The sequence below is a fragment of the Bradyrhizobium sp. S3.7.6 genome (assembly GCF_054061875.1).
This window is the reverse complement of the sequence record NZ_JBSSEQ010000001.1, coordinates 2,337,828-2,362,866: the sequence shown is the minus strand read 5'-3', so window position 1 is coordinate 2,362,866 and position 25,039 is coordinate 2,337,828. Positions and strand designations below refer to the sequence as shown.

General features: G+C 65.2%; 21 protein-coding genes and 1 pseudogene. 9 read left to right on the top strand and 13 right to left on the bottom strand.

What is annotated here, in order from left to right; translation table 11 throughout:
• Nucleotides 1-15: 15 nt before the first annotated feature.
• From ACVJ5M_RS11240 to ACVJ5M_RS11230, 3 genes and pseudogenes are all read left to right on the top strand, one after another.
• Nucleotides 16-483: pseudogene (locus ACVJ5M_RS11240) on the top strand (MaoC family dehydratase); the annotation flags it as partial.
• Complete coding sequence (locus ACVJ5M_RS11235; RefSeq protein WP_354099541.1) at nt 483-1,334, top strand: HpcH/HpaI aldolase/citrate lyase family protein; 852 nt, start codon at nt 483-485, stop codon at nt 1,332-1,334. The pseudogene ACVJ5M_RS11240 and the gene ACVJ5M_RS11235, both read left to right, overlap by 1 nt.
• 17 nt (nt 1,335-1,351) lie before the next feature.
• A complete protein-coding gene (locus ACVJ5M_RS11230; protein WP_063981375.1) occupies nt 1,352-2,095 on the top strand; it encodes an IclR family transcriptional regulator in 744 nt (247 codons plus the stop codon).
• Nucleotides 2,096-2,105: 10 nt separating this feature from the next.
• Here ACVJ5M_RS11230 and ACVJ5M_RS11225 read toward each other — a convergent pair whose 3' ends face one another.
• From ACVJ5M_RS11225 to ACVJ5M_RS11180, 10 genes are all read right to left on the bottom strand, one after another.
• Nucleotides 2,106-2,522, bottom strand: coding sequence for a hypothetical protein (locus ACVJ5M_RS11225; RefSeq protein ID WP_084794986.1), 417 nt, complete (start codon nt 2,520-2,522; stop codon nt 2,106-2,108).
• Between the two features lie 152 nt (nt 2,523-2,674).
• On the bottom strand, nt 2,675-3,457 hold the full coding sequence (locus ACVJ5M_RS11220) for a transporter substrate-binding domain-containing protein (RefSeq protein WP_063981374.1): 783 nt from the start codon (nt 3,455-3,457) through the stop codon (nt 2,675-2,677).
• 38 nt (nt 3,458-3,495) lie between these two features.
• Nucleotides 3,496-4,287: a fumarylacetoacetate hydrolase family protein gene (locus ACVJ5M_RS11215; RefSeq protein ID WP_063981373.1), complete on the bottom strand. Its 792-nt coding sequence runs from the start codon at nt 4,285-4,287 to the stop codon at nt 3,496-3,498.
• An 88-nt stretch (nt 4,288-4,375) separates the two neighbouring features.
• Complete coding sequence (locus ACVJ5M_RS11210) at nt 4,376-5,194, bottom strand: alpha/beta fold hydrolase (RefSeq protein WP_063981372.1); 819 nt, start codon at nt 5,192-5,194, stop codon at nt 4,376-4,378.
• Nucleotides 5,194-5,982, bottom strand: coding sequence for an SDR family NAD(P)-dependent oxidoreductase (locus ACVJ5M_RS11205; protein WP_063981371.1), 789 nt, complete (start codon nt 5,980-5,982; stop codon nt 5,194-5,196). Before ACVJ5M_RS11205 ends, ACVJ5M_RS11210 begins: the two co-directional genes overlap by 1 nt.
• 17 nt (nt 5,983-5,999) lie before the next feature.
• A complete protein-coding gene (locus ACVJ5M_RS11200; protein WP_354097171.1) occupies nt 6,000-6,971 on the bottom strand; it encodes a Bug family tripartite tricarboxylate transporter substrate binding protein in 972 nt (323 codons plus the stop codon).
• 40 nt (nt 6,972-7,011) lie between these two features.
• Nucleotides 7,012-8,448 (bottom strand): MmgE/PrpD family protein, encoded by a 1,437-nt coding sequence (locus ACVJ5M_RS11195; protein WP_231143308.1) that lies wholly within the window; start codon nt 8,446-8,448, stop codon nt 7,012-7,014.
• Nucleotides 8,449-8,465: 17 nt separating this feature from the next.
• A complete protein-coding gene (locus ACVJ5M_RS11190) occupies nt 8,466-9,920 on the bottom strand; it encodes an MmgE/PrpD family protein (RefSeq protein WP_354097170.1) in 1,455 nt (484 codons plus the stop codon).
• Nucleotides 9,910-10,944 carry a PdxA family dehydrogenase gene (locus ACVJ5M_RS11185; protein ID WP_063981367.1) on the bottom strand — a complete coding sequence of 345 codons (1,035 nt, stop codon included), beginning with the start codon at nt 10,942-10,944 and terminating at the stop codon, nt 9,910-9,912. Before ACVJ5M_RS11185 ends, ACVJ5M_RS11190 begins: the two co-directional genes overlap by 11 nt.
• 18 nt (nt 10,945-10,962) lie before the next feature.
• Nucleotides 10,963-12,291 carry a cation:dicarboxylate symporter family transporter gene (locus tag ACVJ5M_RS11180; protein WP_231143310.1) on the bottom strand — a complete coding sequence of 443 codons (1,329 nt, stop codon included), beginning with the start codon at nt 12,289-12,291 and terminating at the stop codon, nt 10,963-10,965.
• Between the two features lie 125 nt (nt 12,292-12,416).
• On the opposite strand from ACVJ5M_RS11180, the gene ACVJ5M_RS11175 reads away from it, so the two are divergent.
• Together ACVJ5M_RS11175 and ACVJ5M_RS11170 are read left to right on the top strand one after the other, a co-directional pair.
• On the top strand, nt 12,417-13,385 hold the full coding sequence (locus ACVJ5M_RS11175; protein ID WP_354097169.1) for a LysR family transcriptional regulator: 969 nt from the start codon (nt 12,417-12,419) through the stop codon (nt 13,383-13,385).
• Entirely contained in the window at nt 13,382-14,920 is a 1,539-nt protein-coding gene (locus ACVJ5M_RS11170; RefSeq protein ID WP_231143311.1) for a glycosyl hydrolase family 79 N-terminal domain-containing protein, read from the top strand. Before ACVJ5M_RS11175 ends, ACVJ5M_RS11170 begins: the two co-directional genes overlap by 4 nt.
• A gap of 6 nt (nt 14,921-14,926) precedes the next feature.
• Here ACVJ5M_RS11170 and ACVJ5M_RS11165 read toward each other — a convergent pair whose 3' ends face one another.
• Nucleotides 14,927-16,228 carry an MFS transporter gene (locus ACVJ5M_RS11165; protein ID WP_166102576.1) on the bottom strand — a complete coding sequence of 434 codons (1,302 nt, stop codon included), beginning with the start codon at nt 16,226-16,228 and terminating at the stop codon, nt 14,927-14,929.
• Nucleotides 16,229-16,599: 371 nt separating this feature from the next.
• On the opposite strand from ACVJ5M_RS11165, the gene ACVJ5M_RS11160 reads away from it, so the two are divergent.
• From ACVJ5M_RS11160 to ACVJ5M_RS11150, 3 genes are read left to right on the top strand one after another with little or no spacing between them, the layout of a single operon-like run.
• On the top strand, nt 16,600-17,814 hold the full coding sequence (locus ACVJ5M_RS11160) for an ABC transporter substrate-binding protein (RefSeq protein WP_231143312.1): 1,215 nt from the start codon (nt 16,600-16,602) through the stop codon (nt 17,812-17,814).
• 7 nt (nt 17,815-17,821) lie between these two features.
• Nucleotides 17,822-19,555 carry an FAD-dependent oxidoreductase gene (locus ACVJ5M_RS11155; protein ID WP_231143313.1) on the top strand — a complete coding sequence of 578 codons (1,734 nt, stop codon included), beginning with the start codon at nt 17,822-17,824 and terminating at the stop codon, nt 19,553-19,555.
• 19 nt (nt 19,556-19,574) lie between these two features.
• Nucleotides 19,575-20,369, top strand: a complete 795-nt coding sequence (locus ACVJ5M_RS11150; RefSeq protein ID WP_085405267.1) for an IclR family transcriptional regulator — start codon at nt 19,575-19,577, stop codon at nt 20,367-20,369.
• Nucleotides 20,370-20,375: 6 nt separating this feature from the next.
• On the opposite strand, the gene ACVJ5M_RS11145 is transcribed toward ACVJ5M_RS11150, so the two are convergent.
• Nucleotides 20,376-22,526 (bottom strand): ADP-ribosylglycohydrolase family protein, encoded by a 2,151-nt coding sequence (locus ACVJ5M_RS11145; protein WP_231143314.1) that lies wholly within the window; start codon nt 22,524-22,526, stop codon nt 20,376-20,378.
• A gap of 36 nt (nt 22,527-22,562) precedes the next feature.
• Nucleotides 22,563-23,618 (bottom strand): LacI family DNA-binding transcriptional regulator, encoded by a 1,056-nt coding sequence (locus ACVJ5M_RS11140; RefSeq protein WP_354097168.1) that lies wholly within the window; start codon nt 23,616-23,618, stop codon nt 22,563-22,565.
• A 77-nt stretch (nt 23,619-23,695) separates the two neighbouring features.
• Between ACVJ5M_RS11140 and ACVJ5M_RS11135 the strand changes: the two genes are divergently transcribed.
• A complete protein-coding gene (locus ACVJ5M_RS11135; protein ID WP_063981357.1) occupies nt 23,696-25,036 on the top strand; it encodes an ABC transporter substrate-binding protein in 1,341 nt (446 codons plus the stop codon).
• Nucleotides 25,037-25,039: the final 3 nt, after the last annotated feature.

The following is a 25,039-nucleotide window of genomic DNA, read 5'->3' as shown; positions in this document are numbered from 1 at the left end:
GAATCGCAGCGATACAGGGAGGAAACCGCGATGGCCGGACTTTATTTCGAGGACTTTTCCGTGGGCCAGGAGTTCAGGCATCCGCTGACCCGGACCGTCACGGAGATGGACAACACCATGTTCAGCCTGCTGACGCTCAACCCGCAGCCGCTGCATATCGACGCGCATTTCGCTGAAAAGACCGAGTTCGGCCAGCGCATTTTCAACAGCCTTTACACCCTCGGCATCATGATCGGCATGACGGTCTATGATACGACCATGGGGACCACCGTTGCCAATCTCGGCATGACCGACGTCACGTTCCCAAAACCGGTCTTCCATGGCGACACCTTGCGGGCGACGACGAAGGTGCTTTCGTTGAGGGAATCCAAATCGCGCCCGAGAGCGGGTATCGTCGAGTTCGAGCACCACGCCTTGAACCAGAACGACGAGATCGTCGGCAAATGCCGCCGCATGGCGATGATGCACAAGAGGCCGGTCTGATGCGTTCGATGCTATTCGTGCCGGGGGATTCCCCGCGCAAATTCGAGAAGGCGAGCGAAGGCAAGGCCGACGCGCTGATCATCGATCTCGAGGATTCCGTCGTCACGGAGAAGAAGCCGGAAGCGCGCGGGCTGACGCTTGCGATGCTGAAGGGCCGCCCCGGCCCGCATCAGCTCTATGTCCGCGCCAACGCGCTCGACACCGACCTGACGCTCGCCGATCTCGCCGCGGTCATGCCCGGCAAGCCCGACGGCATCGTGCTGCCGAAATCGCAAGGCGGCGATGACGTGCGCCAGGTTGCAACCTGGCTCGAAGCCTTGGAAGCCGCGGCCGGCATCACGGTCGGCGCGACCCGCATCGTCTGTGTCGCGACGGAGACGGCCAGCTCGATCTTCGGGCTTGGCAGCTACAAGGGCTGCTCCCCTCGCCTCGCCGGATTGATGTGGGGTGCGGAGGATCTCTCGGCCTCGCTCGGCGCCACCGAGAAAGCCTCGGGCGGCGTGTTCCACAGCCCCTATCGGCTCGCGCGCGATCTCTGCCTGATGGCGGCGGCCGCGGCCGAAGTCGCGCCGATCGACACCGTCTATACCGACATCGACAACCTCGCCGGCCTCGAGCAGGAAACGCGGGCGGCGCGGCGCGACGGCTTTTCGGCGAAGGCGCTGATCCATCCGAAACATGTCGACGTCGTCAACGCGGCATTCGAGCCGACCGAGGCTGAGCGCACCTGGGCGGAAAAAGTGATCGCGGCATTCGCGAGCAATCCGAACTCCGGCACGCTGCGGCTCGACGGCCAGATGATCGACAAGCCGCATCTTCGCGCCGCGAAGAAGATCCTCGGCCAGACCTAGATCGGAACGCCGCCACCATGATCGTTCGCCAAGCCGCAAACGTCCTGGAGATCATGGAATTCTTCGCGCAAACGAGGAAGCCGGCGACGCTTGCCGAGATCGCCGATCATTTCGGCTGGCCGCGCTCGTCGACCTTCAACCTGCTCGCGACGCTGTCCGAGAAGGGCTACCTCTATGAACCGCGGCCGCGCGCCGGATTCTATCCGACGCCGCGCTGGCTGGCGATGGCACGGATGATCTCCGAGGTCGAGCCGCTGCCGCCGTGGACGCATCAGCTGATCGCAGATCTCTCCGCCGAGACGGGCGAGACCGCATCGATCGTGGCGCCGGCCGGCGTGATGGCGGTGTTCATCGACGTCGTCGAATCCCAGGCCGCGATCCGCTATTTCGCGACCATCGGCCACCGCGTGCCGATCCACGCCACCGCCAGCGGCCGCGCCCTGCTGCTGCAATATTCACAGGAAGAGCGCGACTCCGTCTATCGCAAGATCGAGTTCAAGCAATACGGGCCCTCGACGCCGATCAGCATCGAGGCGGTCGAGATCGAGCTGCGCAATTCGATCGCGCGCGGCTATTGCCAGAGCTTCGCCGATTACAGCCGCGACCTCGCCGGCGCGGCGATCCCGCTGCCGATCGGTGACCGCCGGCTCTCGGTCGTCGTCGCAGGGCCGGAATTTCGCATTGGTCCAAAAGTGCCGGAGGTGGCCGCGCTGATCGCACGGACCGTCGACCGGCTGCGGCCGAAGACGACCGCGGCCTAAAGCCGGAGCCTCATTCGAGTCCCTGAACGGGCGGGGTCGAAGTCTCCGCCGGCGGAGCCGGGGCAGCTTGAACTGGCTGCACCGGGGGCGTGGCTTGAGCCGGCGGATTGCTGGCAGCTCTGATCTGGCCGTTGGCATTCATCGCCTCACGCGCGCGCGGCGGAGCGCCGGTCGCGGCTGCGCGGTACGCCTCGCGGCGTGGCGGCTGCTGGTGTCTTGCCGACCGCGAACCTCTCACGCCCCATGACCTCGCGATTGAAGGACCGGCGGTATAGCCAATCACTGCACCCGCGACCGCACCGACCGGACCGAGCACGACGGCCCCGGACACGGCGCCTATCGCCGCAGCACCAGCGCGCTCCTGCGCAACGGCGCTCGCAGGCACGCCAGCCAGCAGCACGACCGCAGTGATCAAAACTTTCTTCATCGGAGCGCCTCCCTCTCGGGAGATCACTCTTACTCAAATATGGCCGCACGAGGTTTGTTCGTTGCCCAACACGGGGCAATGGCCGATGGAACTCCGGCAATTCAAAGACCCCCGCCGCCACTCGCGGTTCCAGCGGACGCAGTTCGGCGCAACTACGGCGCGATCTTGTCGCTGGTAAATCCATTACCATCGAGCGCACGACGCACGGTCCCGTCTACCTTGGCTTCATCCAGGAAGCGCGCCGCCCAGGCCTTCGCCACGGCCTTGCCCTTGGGAACGACCACGACCACGCCGGTCGATTGAATAACTTCGTCCAGCACCTTGGTTCCGGGCAGCTTTCGCGAAAGGTCTTCCAGAGCTCCCATGCCCATCGCCAGAGCATCGAGCTGCCCCTTGCCGATCAATTCGGCCGCCTCTTCCGGCTTCACGAACTTTGTCAGCTTCGCCTGCATCAGCGATTTCTCGACCGTACGTGACGTCGATGTCCCTTCGATGCAGCCGACCCGCATGCCGGCGCGATCGACATCCGCAACGATCAGGATGTCCGAACCGGCCCGCACGAGATAGCCGCTCATATAGGCGACGTAAGCAGGCCCCTGGTCCACGAACGCCTCGCGCTTGACGTCCGCCGGCATGAAGGAGAGATCCCAGACGTCCTTGCTGCCGGCCGCGGCGATCTCGTCGGAGCTCTGATATTCGACGAGCTGGAGCGGAACGTGCAGCTTGTCAGCGGCGGCCCTGGCGAGCTCGACCGTGACGCCGCGCGGCTTTCCGGTCGAAGGATCGCGCGTGGTCCAGAAGGCCGACGCGGCCGGGCCGACGGCCACCGCTACGCGGAGCGCTCCCGTCGGCGCGATGTCCACGGGGCCTTCGGCCTTTGCAACGGTGATCGCAAAGGCCAGACTCAACGTGGCGATCACAGCATGCCGCAACATGAGCACCTCCCGACGCGATACTTGGCTGCAGGGATCGGTTAAACGATCTTGATCGACATATCAGGCAGGCCCTCGAGCTTGCACAGCAGCACGTCGCCCTTCACCACCGGGCCGACATTCTCTGGCGTGCCGGAATAGATGATGTCGCCAGCTTTCAGCTCGAACGCTTCGGAGAGCTTTGCGATCTGCTCGGCAACGCTCCAGATCATCTTGCTGAGATCCGAGTTCTGTTTCACCGTGCCATTGATCGCCAGCGAAATGGCGCCCTTCTCGAAATGGCCGGTCTTGCTGGCCGGATGGATCGGCCCGATCACCGCGGCGTGGTCAAAGCTCTTGCCGATCTCCCAGGGCTTCTTTTCCGCGGCCATGCCGTTCTGGAGATCGCGCCGGGTCATGTCGAGGCCGAGCGCGTAGCCATAGACGTGATCGAGCGCCTTGTCGGCCGGGATGTTGGTGCCTCCCGATTTCAGCGCGGCGACCAGTTCGACCTCGTGATGATAGTTCTTGGTCAGCGACGGATAGGGATGGTCGGCGACCTCGCCCACCGCAACGTTCTGGATAGCATCCGTCGGCTTCTGGAAGAAGAACGGCGGCTCGCGGTTCGGATCCGAGCCCCGCTCGATCGCGTGCGCGGCATAGTTGCGGCCGATGCAGTAGATGCGGCGGACCTGGAACACCTGGGTCTCGCCGACGATCGGGATCGCGACCATCGGCACCGGGAAGATCGGCTTGGGTGCGGCCTGCGCCGCAGCCGGCGCCGCCTCAGTAAGGCCTGCCGCTGTCATCGCGGCCGCGGCAGTGAGCACGCTGCGTCGCGTGGTTTTTGTCATGGCTTCACTCCCTGATATTTGCCGTTTCTTGTCGAACGGTAGTCTTAGAGCCAAATGCAGGGCGGGCCAATGGCCCGCCCTGTGCATCTTAAGTCGCGACGCGATCGAAGAACGCGCGAACTTTTTGCGCGCAGACGTCCGGGTCAGTCGCGGCGACGTGATAGGAATCGCCCGGCAGCACTTCCAGCTTCGAGCCCAGAATCGTTTCCTGCCATGCCTTCACGGAGGCGACGTCGCCAAGACCGGAGCCGGTCGTGGTGATCACCAGCGTCGGACGCTTGATGGACGGAAGTTCGCCGGTGACGTCGACCGTCGGCACCATCTGTAGGAATGCCTCCAGCGTCGAAGCCTTGGTCTTCGACATCAGCTTGATCCACCAGTCCAGCGCCGGCGGCGGCAGCGAGGAGCCGAGGCGGCCGGCCGTGGTCTCGCGCACCCAGGGCTCGACGCCCTGCTCGCGGATCTGCTTGCGCCAGGTCGGCGCCCGCTCGTTGAACGAGGTGAGCGAGGCCGGCGCACCGACCGCGGCGACTGCGATCACGCGATCCGGGTGTTTTGCGGTCAGGTGCATCGCCAGCGTGCCGCCGATCTTGCCGCCAACCAGGAAAACGCGATCGAGCTTCAGCACGTCCAGCATCCGGATGATGTCGTCGCCAAGGCCTGCGAAGCGGTAAACGTAGTCGCCCTGCATCGGTGTCGAATCGCCATAGCCGCGCAGGTCAGGCCGCACCACCAGATGATGCGTGGCGAAATACGGCACCCAGCGCCGGAACGCCTCGCCGCTCTCGGCGAGCCCGTGCAGCATCACGACCGGCGGTTTGACGTCCCATGGCAGCAGATAATCGTCGATGCGAACCGCAAGCTCGCAATCCTCGCTGACACCGATCTTCCGCAGTTCGCTAGCCATTAGATACACCTCGTTCCACCGCCATCGACATTGATGCAGGTACCAGTAATGAAGGACGCGCGGTCTGAACAGAGGAACGCGACGATGCCGGACACCTCGTGCGGCTGCCCGACGCGGCCGAGCGGAACCGAGGCGATCGCCGCAGCATTGGTCGCGCCCTGATCCTGGCCCGAGATCGCCGCACCTTGAGAGATGAGGCTGTCCCAGCGGTCGGTCTGCACCGGTCCGGGATTGACGCCGGTGACCAGCACATTGTCCGGCGCGCATTCCTCGGCGAGCGCCAGCGTGAAGTTCAGCAGCGCGGCATTGACCGCGCCGCCCGCCATATAGGCCGCGCGCGGCTGGTGGCCGCTGCGGCCGATGATGTTGATGACGCGGCCCCAGCGGCGGTCGCGCATTTCCGGCAGGACATTGCGCGCACAGCGCATGTAGCCAAGCAGCTTCAGCTCGATCGACTTGGCCCAGGTCGCATCCGGCGTCTCCGCGATCCGGCCCATCGGCGAGGCGCCGGCGTTGTTGACGAGGATATCGATGCGGCCGAAGGCCTCGCGCGCGGTGGTCATTGCACGGGCGATGTCGTCAGGCTTGGTCATGTCGCCGGCACAGGCAATCACGCGCCGGCCGGTGTCCCGCGACATCTCTTGCGCCGCCGCCGCAAGCCGCTCGGCGTCGCGCGCGACGATGACGACATGCGCCTGCTCGCGCGCGAGTTCGGCGGCAATGGCACGACCGATGCCGACGCTGCCGCCGGTCACGACGGCAACCTTGCCGCCCAGGTTCAGATCCATGACGCTACCCTAACTCGCTAATCGACCGTGGCGCCGGAGGCCTTGACGAGCTTGCCCCATTTTGCGGTTTCTTCCGTCATGAACTGACCGAATGTGTCGCCGAAAACGGTGCCGGGCTCGGCCCCGAGTTCAGCGAGCCGCTTCTTGACATCCGGCATCTTCAGAATGGTCTCGAGCTCGCCGCTCAGCTTGGCGAGCGCGGGCGCAGGCGTCTTGGCCGGCGCCACCAGTCCGAACCAGGACGAAGCCTCGAAGCCGGGAATGGTGTCGGCCACGGTCGGCACGTCGGGCAGTGCTTCCGCACGCTTGGTACCGGCAACCGCGATCGCATTGATGGCCTTGCCCTGCACCTGCGGCAGCACCGCGGGCATGTTGTCGAACATGAAGGGGATCTGGCCCGCGAGCAGGTCGTTCATCGCCGGCGCCGCGCCACGATAGGGCACGTGGACGATGTCCACGCCGGCCATGCTCTTGAGCAATTCGCCCGCCAAATGATTCGTCGAGCCGATGCCGGACGAGCCGAAATTCAGCGAGCCGGGCTTGGCCTTGGCGAGCGCGATCAGCTCGCCGACATTCTTCGCCTGCACCGACGGGTTGACGACCAGCACGATCGGGACCGAGGCAATCAGCGCGATCGGAGCAAACGCCTTGGCGGGATCGAACGGCAGCTTCTTGTAGAGCGAACCGTTGATCGTCAGCGGAGGCGGCGCGGTCAGCAGCAGGGTGTAGCCATCGGGCTCGGCGCTCGCCACCGTCTCAGCCCCGATATTGCCGCCGGCGCCGCCACGGTTCTCAACGAGGAAGGTCTGGCCGTTCCGTTCAGTCAGCTTCTGCGCGACGATGCGGGCGATGATGTCGTTGGACCCGCCGGCCGGGAACGGCACGATGATCTTGACGGGTCGGGAGGGATAATCCTGCGCTACCGCGAAGCCGGAGAACAGAACGGCCGCACTGGCGGTCAGAAAGGTGCGTCGCATAACCCCGCGCATGGGCACTTCCTTGATGTTTGTCTTGTTGTTGATTGATTCATCACGCCGTCAGCAATGGCCTCAACTTGCCGACGTCGTCAAGCCGTTCGAGATTGCCGATCTGGTCGATCAGCTTCTCGGCCCTGTCACTGCCCAATACCGGTGCAATCAGATCCCGCGTCTTGGCCGCCACGGCTTCCGTGCTCAGCGGATTCTCCTTGGTGCCCGGCGGATATTTCGTGAAGTGCTCGACCTTCTTGCCATCGGTCAATGTCACTTCGACGACAGCGCCGCGCGGCGCTGCCGGGTCCATCAGCGCCTTGTCGCCAGCCAGCGTCACCTTGGCGCGCTGTTCGAGGATCTTGGGGTCGTGCATCAACGCGACGTCGTGACTGTCGTTGAACGACACGGCGCCCTTGACCAGCGCGACAGCCACGAGATGCTGGCAGTTGACGTCTGGCATCGCGCTCTCGCCCACAATTCCCATCGCATCGGTCGGCAGCTTGACCAGGATGCTACGCACATTATCTGGCGTGAGGCTGTGCTGCTTGCGCAGCGTCAGCATCGCATCCAGCGGCGACTGGATGGGATAGCCGACCGAGAAGGTCTTGATTGCGGTCTCCGTGACGTAGAAGCGACTGCCAAGCTCTTTCACCATCTCTTCCGGCTTCGGATCGCTCGACAGTGCAATGAAGAGATTATGCGTGCCGTCGAGCACGTCGTCGACGCCTGTTAAGCCATTCTTCACCATGTCGACGGCCATCACGCCGTTGCGTGCGCCCATGCCGGCGAAGTCGAAGGCCTTCTCGATATGGTCCTTGTCCTTGACCCAGCTCCAGAGGCCGGACACCTGCTGCGACGAATAGGAGATCGCGTAGCGCGTCCCCTTCTCGTCGAGCTGAGCCAGCGATGCGGCGGCGCCGAGCGCGCCAAATGTCGACGACGTTCCCTCCGCGCTCCGATGCGAGCCGCGCACGAGATCCGGGCCCAGCGCCATCAGCAGCCGGCAGGTCAGGTCGTAGCCGAGCGTAACGGCGCGAATGAAATCCTGTCCGCTGCGATGCTCGCGCTCGCCAATAGCAAGTGCGGTCGGCACCACTGAGCAGCCCGGGTGCGCCTTGGTGACGGGCTCGAAATCGTCGGTCTCGTCGGCATGCGCACACATCGCGTTCGCCAACGCCGCGTTAACGGCCGTGGTCCGGAAATCCGAGCCGACGACGGACGCCTGGGCATCGCCGCCGAGGGTGCGCACATATTTCAGCGCCATTTCGCCCGGCTTCATTCGCGAGCCCGAAACCATCGCGCCGAGCGTATCGAGAATGCGGTGCTTGCATTCACGCAGCACCTGCTCCGGCAGCTCCTGGTCGCGCGCGGCGACCATGTAGCGGGCGAGACGCTCGGTGACACCTGGGCTCGCCGCGAGAGCCGCACGGCCGCCGGTGGCGACCAAGGCGGCAACCGAACCGGCGGACTGCAGGAAACGGCGGCGTGACGGCATGCTGTTCTCCTCCGCGGTCAGGTTGCGACCGACATCCTTGCGATCTCCGCCGCGTTCGGCAGGTTCTCGACATTCCAGCAGGCGTCCATCACGCGCCGGATCGTCGCAGCAGGGATGATACCCTCTGCAAGGTCCGAGAATTTGGTTTCGAGCTGCTTGTCCGTCATCGGCACCTCGACGCTGCCGATCGCATGCTCGATGTAGCGGTTGAGCTTGCGGCCGTCCTTGAGCACGATGGTGAGATCGACCTGCTCCGGCTTGATGCCTGATGTTATGACCGGATTCACCTTGCCGCGCAGCGCGACGACGGTCGGATCGGTCACGGCCCGGTCACTGAACTGCTTCTCACCGCCGGCGCCCTCGACGATGGCGACCGCGACCGCGTGATAGATGCTGAACTTGCCTTCGAGGCCCGCCTTCGGCGTCTTCTTGCCGGTGAGTTCCAGCACCAGCGGATGGACCTTGAGGTCGACGCGCTCGATCTGGTCCGCAGTCACCTTGCTCTCGTTGCGGAGCTGGATCGCGGCGTCGATCGCCGGGTGCATGACGATGCCGCAGGCGAATGGCTTGTAGGTATTGAGCGCGGCCTCATAGCGTTTGCCGAGGTCGCCTAGGATCTCGTTGTAGTCCTGCTTGGTGCTGATCGTGTTGGCCCAGCCGCGCTTGGCCTCGATCATGGCATCGGACGAGGTGAAATTCTTCGAGGCCAGGATCGCCGCGAAAATGCCGCTTGATGCGGCACGGCCTGGATTGAAGCTCTTGTTCATCGAGCCGAAGGATTCGCGCAGGCCCACCGGCTGCGAGGCGGCAAGGCCGAGCGCCCATGTCATCTGCTGCTCGTTCAGCTTCAACAGCTTGCCGACGGCCGCGGCCGAGCCGAACACACCGGCGGTGCCGGTGATGTGCCAGCCGACATCGTAATGGTTCGGATAGACCGAGTTGCCGATCCGGCACTCGGTCTCGACGCCGAGCACCAGCGCGTTCAGGAAATCCTTGCCCGATACCGGCTGCATTTCCGACAGCGCGAGAATGGCCGAGGCCACCGGGCCGGCAGGATGGATGATCGTCTTCAGGTGGGTGTCGTCATAGTCGAAGATATGGCTCGACACACCGTTGATGAAGGCCGCGTTCATGATGTCGAACCGCTCACGCCGCCCGAACAGCGAGGCCTGCTGCAGCCCGGAGAACGGACCGAGCGCGGAGACCGCGATATCGACCGTCTCGTGATGCGAGCCGCCGATGGCGACGCCGACCCAGTTCAGCAGCGTGCGCACGCCTTCCTTGCGCACATTGGCCGGCAGGTCGTCATAACTCGCGGTCACGAGATAATGCGCCAGCGCACGCGTCACCTCCTTGGGTGGCGCTGCTGCGGGAGCTGCGGTGGGTGCCTGCGCGAATGCCGCGTTGGCGCCGACGGTTGCGAGCGGCAGCGCGGCCGCCGCCTGGAGCAGGGTCCTGCGATCAGTTTGCATGGGCAGCCTCCTTGACCTTGATCGATACCAGTTGCGCTGCAAGGCGGACCGCGCTTTCGAGCGCGCCGGTCTTGGCGACGCCCGTGCCGACGATGTCGAACGCGGTGCCATGCGATGGCGTGGTGAAGACGGTCTCGAGACCCGCGGTGACGGTGACGCCGCGGTTGAAGCCGCGCAGCTTGGTCGCGATCTGGCCCTGGTCGTGATACATCGCGACTACGCTGTCGAATTCGCCGGCGAAGGCGCGGATATAGACGGTGTCGGCGGGATAAGGCCCGGTGCAGGCGATGCCGGTCTTCGCGGCGGCCTCGACCGTCGGGCGGATCATCTCGATCTCGTCGCGGCCGAACAGGCCATTCTCGCCGGCATGCGGATTGAGGGCGGCGACCGCGATGCGCGGCTTGGCGACGCCGGCCTTGCGCATCATGCGGTCGACCAGTTCGATCGAGTCGGTGATGCTCGCCGGATTGATGCCGTCGAGCGCCTCGCGCAGCGACTGATGCCCGGTCACGCGCGACATCCATTGCCCGTCGAGCACGTTCATCTCGGAGAAATAGGTCTTATGCCCGAGCAGGCTTGCGAACATCTTGTGCTCGTCGGGGAACTTCCATCCGCCGTCGAACATCGCGCGCTTGTTGAGCGGCGCAAACGTGATCGCGTCGACCTCGCCCGCCTTGGCGAAATCGATCGCACGCGACAGCGTCTCGCCGGTCAGCCGGCCCGATTCCGCGCTGGCCTTGCCGATCGGGAATTTGCCGGGATCGGTGTTGCCGAGGTCGACGAGCTGCACGGCGCCGCGGCCCCAGTTGGCCGCCTTGGGCGAGGCAATCCGCTCGACCTTCAGCTTCACGCCGGCATGCGCCATGCCCATCTCGAGCACGCGGGCATCGCCGACGACGACGAGACGGGCCGCATCCGCGAGCCGGTCATCGGACAGAATGCGCGCGACCTGTTCGGGGCCGATGCCAGTGCAATCGCCGGGGGTGAGCGCGATGACGGGCAGTTCTTTGGTGCTGGTAGCCATGATAGAAACCTTGAGTCCTTACTTCACTGCTTGGATTTGAGCGGCGGACTGAGCCCAGTCCTCGCGGTTGAATTCCCCATCCCATTTCGCGACCACGACGGCGGCGACGGCATTGCCGATGGTGTTGGTGATGGCGCGCGCCAGCGACATGAAGCGGTCGATGCCGAGCAGCAGCGCCAGTCCCTCCGCCGGCAACCCCGCGGCGATCACCGTCGCGGCGAGTGCGGCGAAAGCGCCGCCGGTAACGCCCGCGGCGCCTTTGCTGGTGAACAGCATCACCACGAACAGGCTCAATTGCTGGCCGGCCGACAATTCGATGCCGTAGACCTGGGCGACGAACATCGTGGAGAGCGGCAGCGTCAGCGCGACACCATCGAGATTGAAGGAATAGCCGGAGGGAATGACGAGGCCAGCGACTGCCCGCCCCACACCCGCCCTCGGCAGCTTCTCCATCATGCCGGGGATGGCAGTCTCCGACGAGGAGGTGCCGAGCACGACGAGCAGCTCGTTGCGCAAGAGGCGCAACAGGTCCATCAGGCGGATACCGGCGAGACGGCAGATCACGTTGAGAATGACGAAGATGAAGAACGCCATCATCGCCCAGGCGGTGCCGACCAATAGCGCCAGCGCATAGAGCGTGGCGGCGCCGAACTTCGCCACCGTGAAGGCCATGGCGCCGAACGCTCCGATCGGCGCCAGCGCCACCACGACGTGGACGACGCTGAACACGAGTTCGGTGATCCGCTCAAGGCCCGTCCGCAGCGGCGCTGCCTTTTCGCCGAGCAGCAGCAAGCCGATACCGCACAGAAGCGCGAGCACGAGAACCTGGAGCACGTCGCCGGTCGCGAACGCGCCGACAAAACTCTCCGGGATCATGTGCTGGATGTAAGCTGACAGCGACCCGACATGGGCCTGCGAATAGCGCGCGACGGTCTCCGCCTGCTGCGCCGTGGCATGCGCCACGCCCGCGCCGGGCTGCACCCAGCGCACCACCACAAAACTGATCAACAGGCAGATCGTCGTCACCGCCTCGAAATAGGCGAAGGCCTTGAGCCCGATGCGGCCGACCGCCTTCATGTCGCCGACCTGCGCGATGCCGGTGACCACCACCAGGAAGATCAGCGGCGCGATCGTCATCTTGATCAGCGAGATGAAGGCATCGCCGAGCGGCTTGAAGTCGACGGCGACGGTCGGAAGCAGGAAGCCGAACAGTGCGCCGAGCGCGGCGCCGGCGACGACCAGGACATATTGCTCGCGCCAGAGCGGCTTGCGGCGGCGTTCAGAAACCGGGCGCGACATCGGCTCAGTCGATATGGGCTCAGACAGCGGCGTTGCGGCGATCTGCAATTTGCTTCCTCCAACGGCATCGTCGCGCCGCGCCTTGTTCTTGTCATGCGATGCCGTTTACATTGGACCAGCGGCGTGTCAGGCGCTAATGCCGTATCGGTATGATTTGAGGACAAAACCGCATCATGGACCTGGTCTGGCTGGAGGATTTCCTTGCCATCGCCGAGGAAGGCGGGTTCTCGCGCGCCGCCCAGCGACGGCATGTGACCCAGCCGGCGCTGAGCCGCCGCATCAGGTCGCTCGAGGAGTGGCTGGGCACGCCGCTGTTCGAACGTTCGACCCACACGATCACGCTGACGCCGGCCGGCGAGAGTTTCCGCCCCGTCGCGGAGGACGTGCTGCGCCGGGTCCTGGTCGGACGCGAGGAAGCGCTCGAAATGGCGCGGCTGAAGGCCGAGACCATCACCTTCGCTGCCACGCATTCACTGTCGCAGACCTTCTTTCCGGAATGGATTCGCAACTCCGACAGCGCGCGGACCGACTCGGCCGTTCAGCTCGTCGCTTCGAATTTCGCCGGCTGCGAGAAGCTACTTCTGGATGCGCAGGCGCATTTCATGCTGGCGCACTACCATCCGACGCTGGTGAGCCGGCTCGACATGGACCGCTTCCAGCGCGTCGATCTCGCGACCGACGTGCTGATCCCGATCAGCGCGCCGGCCGCAAAACCGGGCCGCGGTGGACGCAGCAGCAAAAAGGCACAGCCTCGTTACGCCCTGCCCGGCGCATCGGGCGCGCCGCTGCCCTATCTCGCCTATCACCCCGGCTCGGGCGTGGGGCGGCTCGTCACCTCGTTCCTGGCCGCGAAGGATTCGACGGCGTGGCTGGCGCCCGGCTTCGCCGCGCCGGTCATGCTGCTGGTCGACATGGCGCGCGAAGGGCGCGGCGTGACGTGGGCTCCGATGAGCCTCGTCCGCGCCGATCTCGACAGCGGCCGCCTGTTGCGCGCCGGCGGCGCGGATTGGGACATTCCGATCAGCGTCTCGCTGTTCCGCACGCGGGCCCGCATGACCCGGGCGGCCGAGAATTTCTGGAATTCGGTGCGCAAGGGCCGGCCAGGAGGGAAATCCATCGCCGCTGCGCCGCGGACCAGATGACCGTGTCGCGGATCAAGTCGGCCTTCGGGCTGCTTCGGCCGCAGATGCTGCTGATGAGCCTGCTCGCTGCCACAACGTTAGACGCGGCGCGCGCCGGCGACGCATCCGTCGCGCCCGCGGAACTGAAGGCGATCGGCACGATCGATGCGCGCTTTCAATCCTACAATATCGAGATGGTGGAGGTGACCGGCGGCCGGTTCTGGAAGCCTTATCCGCGAACGATGCGCGCGCTCGATGAGCGGGATCGTTACGGCGAGAGGCCGCCGATCGATCTTGCCAATGCGCGGCTGCACAAGCTCGCCGCCGCTTTGGCGCCGGCCTATCTGCGCGTGAGCGGCACCTGGGCCAATGCGACGTTCTTTGCCGACACGGACCGTGCACCGGCCAAGCCCCCGCCGGGATTCAATGACGTGCTCAGCCGCAACCGATGGCGCGACGTCATCGACTTTGCCCGCGCCGTCGACGCGGAGATCGTCACCTCCTTCGCGATCAGTCCGGGCAGCCGCGATGCGGATGGCGCGTGGAAGACCGATCAGGCGCAGCGCCTGATCGACACGACGCGTTCGCTGGGTGGCCACATCGCGGCGGTGGAATTCATGAACGAGCCAACGCTTGCGGCGACGAACGGTGCACCGCCGGGATATGATGCGGCCGCTTATGGCCGGGACTTCAGGATCTTTCGCGAATGGATGCAACGCGCGGCGCCCGAGACGCTGATCGTCGGTCCGGGTTCAACCGGCGACGCGCCGTCGCCATCCGGGTCGGGCATCACCACGCGCGATCTGCTCGCCGCATCCGCCCCCGGCATCGATCGCTTCTCCTATCATCACTACAACACGCTCTCGCCGCGCTGCGGCGGCCGCGACGATCCGGCGCAGGCGCTCTCCTCGGACTGGCTGGCACGCACCGACGCGACGTTCGCGACCTACCGCGCCCTGCGCGACGCATTCGAGCCGGCCAAGCCGATCTGGCTGACGGAGACGGCAAACGCCGCCTGCGGCGGCAATCCATCGGACAAGACCTTTCTCGACACCTTCCGCTATCTCGACCAGCACGGACGCCTCGCAAGGGCCGGCGTCCAGGTGGTGATGCACAACACGCTGGCCGCCAGCGACTACGGCCTGCTCGACGAGGGAACGTTTCGACCGCGGCCGAGCTACTGGGCTGCGCTGCTCTGGCATCGGCTGATGGGAACGACTGTGCTCGACGCGAACCCGGTCGCCGCGCCAGATCTCCATCTCTACGCGCATTGCCATCCGGGCATGCAGGGCGCCGTGTCCGTGCTCGCAATCAACGCGTCGCGGCACGCATCATCGACCCTGACGCTGGCACACCCCGCCGAGCGTTACACGATACATGCGAGGCGGCTGCAAGACGCGACAGTTCAGCTGAACGGCAAGACGCTCGCGCTGAGTGCCGATGACGAACTGCCCCGACTTGAGCCGCGCGCAACACCTGCGGGAGCGATCCGGCTGGTGCCGGCGACCGTCACCTTCCTGGCGTTTCCGGACGCAGCAAACCCCGCCTGCCGGTGACCGCGCTTACGACTTCAGTGCGTCGCGCGCTGTCTCCGGCGCCATCAGCGTCGCGATGATCGTGATGATCGAGAGCGCAATGATGTAGACCGACACCGGCCAGTAGGCGCCGGCCCATGCGAGCAGCGCCGTTGCGATCAGCGGCGAGAAGCCGCCGCTCAGCGCCGCCGCGACATTGGCGCCCAGCGAGGCGCCGCTGTAGCGCACCTGGGTGCGGAACAGTTCCGGCATGAACGCCGCCTTCGGCCCGAACAGCAGCGCGTGCGTCAGCGTCATCGTGACGACGAGTGCGAACGTGATCAGCGCCGGCTCCCTGGTGTCGAGGAACCAGAACAGCGGAAACGCCAGCGCCACCGAGAACACCCCGCCGGCGAGATACAGCGCCCTGCGGCCGAAGATATCGGAGAGCCAGCCGGCGAGCGGCAGCGTCGCGAACTCGACGAGCGCGGCATAGACCACCGCGTTCAGGATCACCTGGCGAGGCAGGCCGAGTTTCGTCGTCGCATAGACCACGGTGAAGACGGTGAGGAGATAGGCGAGCCCGACCTCCGACACCGTGATGCCGATCGCGAGCAGAAAGCTGCGCCAGTCGCGGCGCAGCACCTCCAGCACCGGCTGCGCCAGCACTTCCTTGCGCTCGACGACTTCCTTGAAATGCGGCGTTTCCGCGAGCTTGAGCCGCACGATGAAGCCGACGCCGACGAGCAGGATGCTGATCAGGAACGGCACGCGCCAACCCCAGCTCAAAAAGTCCGCCTCGGGCAGTTGCGTCATCAGGGCGAAGATACCGGTCGAGGCGGCGACGCCGACGGGAAAGCCGATCTGAACCAGGCTGCCGTAGAAGCCGCGCCGATCACCGGCGTGCTCGATCACCATCACGACCGCGCCGCTCCATTCGCCCCCGAGCCCGATGCCCTGGACGAAGCGCAGGATGATGAGCAGGATCGGCGCCCAGACGCCGATCTGGCTGTAAGTCGGCAGGCAGCCGATCAGGAAGGTGCCGAGCCCCATCGCGATCATGGTCGCGACCAGCATGGTCTTGCGCCCAAGCCGGTCGCCGTAGTGCCCGATGATGGCACCGCCGATCGGTCGCGCCACGAAGCCGACCGCATAGGTCGAGAACGCCACCAGCGTTCCGACGAAGGGATCGAAGCTCGGAAAGAACAGCTTGTTGAAGACCAGCGCAGCTGCCGTGCCGTAGATCAGGAAATCGTACCACTCGATCGCGGTGCCGAGCGCGCTTGCCCACACCACATGCGCCGTCGTCGATCTCTCCGCGGCCGCGGAGACCCCCGTTGCTGCCGTCATGCCCTGCCCCAAAGATTCCTGACGGCATCATGGCCAATCGCGATGGCGGTTGCAACCTGCGGAGGTGTGATCTCTGTGCGGGATTACAATGCGAGATTTTGCGCGTCGCTGCTCCCGCACTCCGTCATTGCGAGGAGCTCTTGCGACGAAGCAATCCAGGCTGCCTCCGCGGAGAAAGTCTGGATTGCTTCGCTGCGCTCGCAATGACGGGTGTGGCGGCAGTTGCGCGCACGCCTCCGGCAATGTCTCCCGGGCGACCATGGAACTCATTGACCCCTCTTATTCGCCATTGACAAACTCATTCGTCAATATCTAATTTATCCCCCAGAATAACCAGCCGCGCCAAGCGGCCAATAAGAGAGGGATCGACGATGAGAGGGCTTTTGGCCTGCACCTTGCTCGCGGCCATGACTTCGGCTGCCATGACCACGGCGGCGAGCGCGCAAGTCTCCGATGACGCGGTGCGGATCGGCGTGCTGACGGATCTGTCGAGCTGGGGCCGTGACAACAGCGGGCCGGGGTCGGTCGAGGCGGCCAAGATGGCGGTCGAGGAGTTCGGGCCGACCGTGCTCGGCAAGCCGATCGAGATCATCAGCGCCGACCACCAGATGAAGACCGATGTCGGCGTGCAGATCGTGCGCGGCTGGTTCGACAACGGCAAGGTCGACGCCGTCGTCGACATCCCCAACTCCGGCATCGCGATCGCCGTGCACAACATGGTGCGCGAACGCAACAAGATCGCGCTGCTCTCCGGCCCCGGGGCGAGCTCGCTGACCGACGAGCTGTGCAGCCCGAACACCGTGCACTTCACCTACGATACCTACGCGCTCTCCAAGGTGACGGCCTCCGCCGTGATCAAGGAAGGCGGCAAGTCCTGGTACTTCATCACCGCGGACTATGCCTTCGGCCAGCAGCTCGAAAAGGACGCCACGCGGTTCATCAACGAGATGGGCGGCAAGGTGCTCGGCGGCGTGAAGCATCCGACCAACACAGCCGACTTCTCCTCCTTTGCGCTCCAGGCGCAGAGTTCGAAGGCCGACGTGGTGGCGTTCGCCAATGCCGGCCAGGACACCGACAACGCCATCAAGCAGTCCGGCGAGTTCGGCCTGGTGCAGGGCGGCCAGAAGCTGGTCGGTCTCCTGATGTTCGACACCGACGTGCATGCGGTCGGCCTGAAGGCCGCGCAGGGCACCTACATGACAACGGCGTCCTACTGGAACATGGACGAGGCGACCCGCGCCTGGTCGAAGAAATTCTACGAGCGCACCAAGGTGATGCCGACCATGATCCAGACCGGCGTCTACGGTTCGGTGCTGCATTATCTGAAGGGCATCAAGGCCGCCGGCACCGACGACCCCGCCAAGGTGATGGCCAAGATGCGCGAGCTGCCGATCGAGGATACCTTCGTCCATGGCGGCAAATTGCGCGAGGACGGCCGCGTCATCCGCGACATGTATCTCGCCAAGGTGAAATCGCCCGAGCAGTCCAAGGAGCCGTGGGACTATCTGCAGATCGTCAAGACCGTGAAGGGCGAGGACGCCTTCCGCCCGGTCTCCGAATCCAAATGTCCGCTGCTGAAGAAATGAGGCCCGCATGACCGGCAACGAGCGCAACGCAATTGAGACTTACGAGTGCGATGTGCTCGTGGCCGGATCGGGGGCCTCCGGCATGTCGGCCGCGATCACCGCGGGTTATCGCGGCCTCGACGTGCTGATCGTCGAGAAGGAGCCGCGCTTCGGCGGCACCACCGCCCGCTCCGGCGGCTGGCTCTGGATCCCCGGCACCTCGCTGGCGAAGGCCTACGGCATCGAGGAGGCGCCGGAGCAGGCCCGCACCTACTTGCGGCACGAAGCCGGCAACAACTTCGATGCCGCGCGGGTCGATGCATTCCTGAGTGCGGGTCCCGAGGCGGTCGATTTCTTCACCACCAGGACCGCGCTGCGCTTCGACATGCCACTGGTGTTTCCCGACTATCACGCCGAAGCGCCGGGCGGCGCGCAGGGCGGCCGCTCCATGGTGACGCGCCCGTTCGACGGCCGCGAGCTCGGCGACCAGATCAAGACGCTGGGCATGCCGCTTCCCGAGCTCACCGTGTTCGGCATGATGCTAGGCTCCGGCAAGGAGATCATCCATTTCATGCGCGTGACGAAGTCGCTGACCTCGGCGGTATACGTCGCCAAGCGCCTGTCACGGCACCTGATGGACGTGCTGCGCTATGGCCGCGGCATGACCTTGACCAACGGCAACGCGCTTGCCGGGCGCCTCGCGAAATCCGCGCAGGACCTGAAGATTCCGATGTGGCTGTCCTCGCCCGTGCGCGAGCTGACGGTCGAGAACGGCACTGTGACTGGCGCCGTCGTTTCGCGCGAAGGCCGCGAGGTGCGCGTCCGCGCGCGACAGGGCGTCGTGCTCGCCTGCGGCGGCTTCCCGCATGACGTCGAACGCCGCAAGAAGATGTTTCCACACGCACCGACCGGCCATGAGCATTATTCGCCGGGACCGGCCGGCAACACCGGCGACGGCCTGCGCCTTGCCGAAAGCGCCGGCGGACATGTCGAGGATCGCCTACCGAACGCGGCGGCCTGGGTGCCGGTGTCGGTGACCAAACGCAAGGATGGTTCGAGCGGCGTGATGCCGCATTTCATCGACCGTGCCAAACCCGGCGTAATCGCGGTGATGCGGGACGGCAAGCGCTTTGCCAATGAGGGCAATTCCTATCACGACTTCGTCCAGGCCATGATCAAGGCCGCAAAGCCCGGCGAGGAGATCGCCGCATACCTCGTCTGCGATCACCCGACGCTGCGCAAATACGGCCTCGGCTGTGTGCCGCCGTTCCCGATGCCGCTCGGTCATCACCTCGATACCGGCTATCTCATGCGCGGCGACACGCTGGAGGCGCTGGCGGCGAAGACCGGCATCGACGCGACGGCGTTCACCGAGACGGTCAGGCAGTTCAATGCGACTGCGCCGCAAGGGCACGACGCCGCCTTCGGCAAAGGTTCAAAAGCCTATAACCGCTACCAGGGCGACGCCATGCACGGTCCAAATCCCTGCATCGCACCGATCAAGAACGGCCCGTTCTACGCCATCAAGATGGTGATCGGAGATCTCGGCACCTATGCCGGCATCGTCACCGACGAGAACGCGCGGGCGCTGGACGCCGAAGGCCGGGTGATTCCCGGGCTCTATGCCGCGGGCAACGACATGGCGAGCATCATGGGCGGCAATTATCCCGGTGCCGGCATCACGCTTGGGCCGGCGCTGACCTTCGGCTACATTGCCGGCCGTCATCTCGCCGACAGCGCCGCCAAGCGCAACGCGGCGTAAGCCACGCGCCAGGAGACGCATGAAGAGAGAAAGCCGCGGCATCCAGTCGATCGAGGTCGGCGGAGAATTGCTTCGCGCGCTCGCGAGATGCGGCGAACCGATGATGCTGCGCGATCTCGCGCGCGAGGCCGGCATGACGCCGGCCAAGGCGCATCCCTATCTCGCCAGCTTCTCCCGCATCGGGCTGATCGAGCAGGACGAGACTACCGGCCGCTACGAGATCGGCGCGCTGGCGCTGGAGCTCGGCCTGATCAGCCTGCGCCGTCTCTCCGGCGTGCGGATCGCGCGTCCGAAGATCGCAGGCCTCGCGAGCCAGATCGGCCATGCCGTCTCGCTCGCGGTCTGGGGCACGCACGGTCCGACCGTGGTGCAGCTGGAGGAGCCCGGTCAGCCCGTTCACATCGTGATGCGTGCCGGTTCGGTGATGGCGCTGCTCGAAACCGCGACCGGCCGCGCCTTTGCAGCGTTCCTGCCGGAGAAGACCATCAACGCCGCGCTCGAAAGCGGCCTCGACCGTCATGGCGTCGGCTACAATCCGAAGCGGGCGGTGAAGGGCGCGAAGGTCGCCGAGATGCTCACGGAGGTTCGCAAGCACGGCCTCGCCCGCGCGCTCGGCGATCCCCTGCCCGGCGTCAATGCATTCTCGGCGCCGGTGTTCGACCATTCCGGCCATGTCGCACTGGTCATCACCGCGATGGGGCCGGAAGGCACGTTTGATGCGCGCTGGGACAGCCCGATCGCCCATGCCCTGCGCGACTGCGCCGGCGGCATTTCGAAGCGGCTCGGCTACGGGATGACCATCGCGGCGGAGTGAGGCCTGTTAGGCCGGCGACACGCGCACCTCCTCCGCGGAGATCGATCCGCTGTCGACGACGAGCGCGACGGCGCCGCTGGTCAATGGGAGATCGCCCGTGTCCTGAACGCTGAAGAGTTTTTTACCATCGACATGGGCTTCGATGTCGCTTCCGGCCACGCGCAGCTCAATCCGATATCTCCGGTCGAGCTGCCAGTCGAAGCGTTCGCTGGCGAGCACGAGTTCGTCATGCACGCGCTTGACCAAACGGACGCGGCCGCCCTCGGCACGGTCGAACATCAGCGCGTAATAGCGCTCGCGTCCCTGCACCCGCGCCGCGAGGCCCCAGGCGTTCGCCAGCAGCGGCATGATCTCGGACGTTACGCGATAATCCTTCCAGTCGCGCGTACCTTGCGCGATGAAGCCGAGCCCGTCGCCATTGGTAACGCGCAGGCCCTCCCAGCGGGTCTGGAACTGGCTGACATTGTTGACCCAGGCGTGCTTCCACATCGTGCTCAGATTGTTGTCCGGCCGCTTCAGCACGGTGTCAGGCGCGCCACCCCAGGTCAGATAGTCGAGATAGAGCGTGCCATCGACGCCGAGCGGATCGCGCGTTTCGATCTCCACCCCGATCTCGAAGATCGGATAGGCATGGGTCTCCGGCACCTCCCAGCTCAGCACGGCGTGACAGCCGCCGGTCAGTTCCTGCGCATCGCCGTAGATCTGGATCAGCTCGTCGTGCTCGTCATAGACGCTGGAAAACAGTCGCACCGCCACGGTGCCGCTATCCGCTTCCGATTCAATCCGGCACTCCACCCGTTGCCCCGAATACAGCGTCGGACAGGCCACAAGCTGGTAGGTCGGCATCGTAAACACCTCCTTGTCGAAGAAGGTGGGGCTCGCAACGCGTGCCACGCGTCCGGGCGCCAGACGGCGGAAGTCGATCGCCAGACTCCGCTCCCCAGTGCGGCTGTGGCCGGCGACATTGCTGAGCTCGACCTCATGGAGCCGTGCGGGCGAGCCGCCCTTCACGTGGAAGCCCTGCAGGCTACCCGGAAAGTTGAAGTTGAAGCGCGCGCCGTCCTTGGCAACCGCCAGCGCCGGCACACCGGCGAGCGCAAGCCCGGCCGCGACCAGCGACTGCGTCTCGATCACGGCGTCGGAGATCGCAGCGCCACCATCGGCCGTCGAGATGTACATGCGGTCGGCGATGGGGGTGCGGAAGTCCGGCCCGGCGTCGAGGCCGGCAAGTCCGGTGCGGATGCCGAACAGGCAGCCGACATTGCCGGCGTTGCAGTCGGTATCCCAGCCGGCCGTGTTTGCGATGCGCATCGCCTCCTGAAAGCTGTTCCCGCCGTAGAGCGTCGCCAGGATGATCAACGCGTGGTTGGGCACGACATGGCAATTGCCGAGGAATTTGTCGTAGCCGTAACGTTCGGCGATCAGCGCACGGGTCCGTTCCCAGTCGTTGCCGTTGTCGCCGGCGTGCCATTCCCGGACGTCGTTGACGACGCGCCGGATCAGCGCGTCCTTCGGCACGAAGCCGAGCCCGACATCGATCAGCTTCTGCACGTCGTGCTCGACGAAGGCCAGCGCCTCCATCGCCGCGAGCAGTCTTGCGGCATGCACGGATTCACCATCATGGCTCACGCGCCCGGCCTGCTCGGCCAGATAAGCGGCCTGCTCCGGATTACCCGGGCTCACCATCGCCCAGCCGTCGATGAAGATTTGCGCACCGATCTGCTCGGCTACGGTCGTGCCGTTCAGCTCGATCGAGCCGCTCTGCGGCGCCGGGATACCGGACTTCAGCCGCAGATAGGCGGTGTGCTCGGTGGAATTGCCGATGCCACCCCACCACAGGATGGCGCGCTCCTCGACGATGTAGTTCAGCCAGGCTTGCCCGATCTGCTTCGAGGTGAGACGCTTCGGATAGCCATTGTCGGCAAGCGCGCGGGGAAACGCAAAAGTGCCAGAGACGTCGTCGTCGGTAACGACGAGATGATGGGATCGCAACGCGACGTCACGACGCTCGTTGACATAGTAGTTGATCGGCCCGAGCTCCTTCATGATGCGCTCATAGGTCCAGCCCTCGAAGGGCCGGCCGAGGTAGACACCGATGAGCTTGCCAAGCACGCCGGCATAGACCCGCTCCGCGTAATCATGAGGAATAGCTGTCACGAGTTCACTCCCATATCCAATTGCTTGGCTCGCGGGTCAGACCGACGAGCGCTTCATGATCTCGAATTTCAATTCATGGCTCCGGCCCGGCGCCGCGAGCCCGCCCGGTTGCAACCGCTTGACCAGCGTCTCTGCCGCAAGCGCGCCGAGATCGAACTCCGGTTGCCGCACCGTGGTGAGCCCGAGCAGCTTTGCGACCGGGATATCGTCGAAGCCGGCGATTGCAATGTCGCTGGGGATCGAGAGCCCGGCTGCACGCGCCGCCTCCATCGCACCGAGCGCCAGCACGTCGCTCGCGCCGAACACGGCGGTCGGGCGATCGCCCTTTCTTTCGAGCAGCCGCTTCATCGCACGCGCGCCGGATTCCTCGGAATAAGCGCTATCGGTAATGAAATCTGGCGCAAGTCCCGCTTCCCGCATCACCGCGCCGTAACCCTGCGCGCGCCGCTGGCTCGGGCCGAACTCGGCCTGGATCATCGCGATGCGCCGGTGCCCGCGCGCGATCAGAAGCCGCGTCATTTCCGCGGCCGCTTCGGCATTGTCGATATAGACGCTGTCGATCGCGAGCGGTCCGTCCGGCTTGTGCTGGCTCTCCAGCCGCACCAGCGGGATGCCCTTACGCGCGAGCACGGCGAGCTGGGGCGCCCGCAGATGAAAGAACGTTGCGACGACGCCGTCGGCGCGCCCCTGGAGGAGCCAGTCGATGGCGCGCGCCTCGCCTTCCGGCCGCCCGTCGGTGTCGAAGATCAGGACGTCATAGCCAGCCGGCGCCGCGACCGTCTGCAATCCCCGGACGAGGCCTGGATAAAACGGATTGGTGATATCTGGAATGACACAGGCAAACGTCATGGTCCGCGCGCTGCGCAGCATCCGCGCCGGATGGTTCGGCTGGTAACCCAGCTCCTGTGCGACCTGAAGAATGCGCGTGCGCGTCGCAGGCGGAACGGACGGCGTCTCCGTCTTGTTCAGGACAAGCGACACCGCGGCCTGCGAAACACCGGCCGCGAGCGCGATATCCTTCTGCGTGGGGCGGGCTGGCGCCTGCTTGTCGCGCCCCTTCCCCCGCTTCGTCCTCGTTGTTGACGTCGCCATTTGGCTTAGTTATACGTATTACTAAAGGAAAATCAACAATCACCGCCAATGACCTGAGGAAACCGAGGTTCATCGCCATGACCATGACCCGACGCCAGCTTGTTGCCGCCATCCCCGCTGCCGCGCTTGCCGTTAGCTTGCCGCGCGACGTTCGCGCCGAGGACGGGCGCAAGGTCGTGACGTTCTGGTTCGGCCAGGCGAATTCGGACGGCCAGGCCGCGCTGCGCAACGATTTGGTCGAGGCGTTCAACGCCTCGCAGGACAAATATCTGCTCCAGCTCGAGGTGAAGGGCGCCGCCGTCAACAACCTCCTGAAGGTCGCACTCGTCGCCGGTAACGGCCCGGACATCGTGCAGACAGCGGGTCCCGCCTATCTCACCGCGATCGCGAATGCCGGCCAGGTGCTGCCGCTCGACGATTTCGCCGAGAAGTACAAGTGGAAGGATCGCTTCCTGGCGCCGCTGCTCAACACCAGCGTCTACGGCGGCAAGCTCTACGCGCTGCCGCGCGACTACGAGTCGATGCACCTGTTCTATAACAAGGAGCTGTTCAAGCAGAACGGCTGGAAGCAGCCGACCAACCGGCAGGAGATGGAGGCGATCGCAGACGCAGCGCTCGCCAAAGGCATCATCCCCTTCGGCGCCGGCAATGCCGACTGGAAGGGCGTGAACGAGTGGCTGATGACGGTGTTCTTCAACAACGTCGCTGGCCCCGACAACGTGCGCAAGGCACTTGCCGGCGAACTGCCCTGGACCGCGCCGCCGTTCGTCGAGGCGGTCGAACTGTCAAAGGCGTGGTACAACAAGGGCTATTTCGGCAAGAACTATTTCTCGCTGACCATCGAGCAGAGCTTCCTCCAGGTCGTCAACGCCAAGGCGGCGATGGCGTTCAGCGGCACCTGGTCGTTCGGCACCAAATCCTACGGCATGTCGAAGCCCGATACCGTGATGGACGTCATGCCGACGCCGACCCTCGGCTCGGCCTTCACGGGATCACTGGTCCATCTCGCCTGCGGCGCGACGCTGTCGATCGCCAAGAACTCGCAGAATGCGGAAGGCGCAGCCGCAGTGTTCGAGTTCATGCTGACGCGCAAGTTCTACGAGACCATGAACCGCGACTGGCCCGGCAAATGGGCACTCCCGGTGAAGGACCTGCCGCCGGACATGCTCCAGGGCATCGGCTATCCCCTATTCGAGAAGACGATCGCGAATCTGCACGAAGCGTTCAGCAAGGGGCAGTACGGCTTCACCACCTGGACGTTCTGGCCCGGCGCCACCAACTCCTATCTGATCGAAGGCATCGAGCAGGTCTGGCTCAACAAGATCACGCCGGACGCTTACCTCACGCGGATGCAGACGCTCTTCAGCCAGGAAGCAAAGGAAGGCAAGGTGCCGCCGCTGCCGCCGCGGACGGCCTGACGC

What these genes read in the sequence shown, in the direction of transcription:
- ACVJ5M_RS11195 (WP_231143308.1), bottom strand. Translation starts at nt 8,448, where the DNA reads ATGCCGTCACGCCGCCGTTTCCTGCAGTCCGCCGGTTCGGTTGCCGCC.
- ACVJ5M_RS11155 (WP_231143313.1), top strand. Translation starts at nt 17,822, where the DNA reads ATGACCGGCAACGAGCGCAACGCAATTGAGACTTACGAGTGCGATGTG.
- ACVJ5M_RS11220 (WP_063981374.1), bottom strand. Translation starts at nt 3,457, where the DNA reads ATGTTGCGGCATGCTGTGATCGCCACGTTGAGTCTGGCCTTTGCGATC.
- ACVJ5M_RS11225 (WP_084794986.1), bottom strand. Translation starts at nt 2,522, where the DNA reads ATGAAGAAAGTTTTGATCACTGCGGTCGTGCTGCTGGCTGGCGTGCCT.
- ACVJ5M_RS11210 (WP_063981372.1), bottom strand. Translation starts at nt 5,194, where the DNA reads ATGGCTAGCGAACTGCGGAAGATCGGTGTCAGCGAGGATTGCGAGCTT.
- ACVJ5M_RS11160 (WP_231143312.1), top strand. Translation starts at nt 16,600, where the DNA reads ATGAGAGGGCTTTTGGCCTGCACCTTGCTCGCGGCCATGACTTCGGCT.
- ACVJ5M_RS11200 (WP_354097171.1), bottom strand. Translation starts at nt 6,971, where the DNA reads ATGCGCGGGGTTATGCGACGCACCTTTCTGACCGCCAGTGCGGCCGTT.
- ACVJ5M_RS11150 (WP_085405267.1), top strand. Translation starts at nt 19,575, where the DNA reads ATGAAGAGAGAAAGCCGCGGCATCCAGTCGATCGAGGTCGGCGGAGAA.
- ACVJ5M_RS11175 (WP_354097169.1), top strand. Translation starts at nt 12,417, where the DNA reads ATGGACCTGGTCTGGCTGGAGGATTTCCTTGCCATCGCCGAGGAAGGC.
- ACVJ5M_RS11190 (WP_354097170.1), bottom strand. Translation starts at nt 9,920, where the DNA reads ATGCAAACTGATCGCAGGACCCTGCTCCAGGCGGCGGCCGCGCTGCCG.
- ACVJ5M_RS11205 (WP_063981371.1), bottom strand. Translation starts at nt 5,982, where the DNA reads ATGGATCTGAACCTGGGCGGCAAGGTTGCCGTCGTGACCGGCGGCAGC.
- ACVJ5M_RS11135 (WP_063981357.1), top strand. Translation starts at nt 23,696, where the DNA reads ATGACCATGACCCGACGCCAGCTTGTTGCCGCCATCCCCGCTGCCGCG.
- ACVJ5M_RS11170 (WP_231143311.1), top strand. Translation starts at nt 13,382, where the DNA reads ATGACCGTGTCGCGGATCAAGTCGGCCTTCGGGCTGCTTCGGCCGCAG.
- ACVJ5M_RS11185 (WP_063981367.1), bottom strand. Translation starts at nt 10,944, where the DNA reads ATGGCTACCAGCACCAAAGAACTGCCCGTCATCGCGCTCACCCCCGGC.
- ACVJ5M_RS11235 (WP_354099541.1), top strand. Translation starts at nt 483, where the DNA reads ATGCGTTCGATGCTATTCGTGCCGGGGGATTCCCCGCGCAAATTCGAG.
- ACVJ5M_RS11140 (WP_354097168.1), bottom strand. Translation starts at nt 23,618, where the DNA reads ATGGCGACGTCAACAACGAGGACGAAGCGGGGGAAGGGGCGCGACAAG.
- ACVJ5M_RS11215 (WP_063981373.1), bottom strand. Translation starts at nt 4,287, where the DNA reads ATGACAAAAACCACGCGACGCAGCGTGCTCACTGCCGCGGCCGCGATG.
- ACVJ5M_RS11165 (WP_166102576.1), bottom strand. Translation starts at nt 16,228, where the DNA reads ATGACGGCAGCAACGGGGGTCTCCGCGGCCGCGGAGAGATCGACGACG.
- ACVJ5M_RS11230 (WP_063981375.1), top strand. Translation starts at nt 1,352, where the DNA reads ATGATCGTTCGCCAAGCCGCAAACGTCCTGGAGATCATGGAATTCTTC.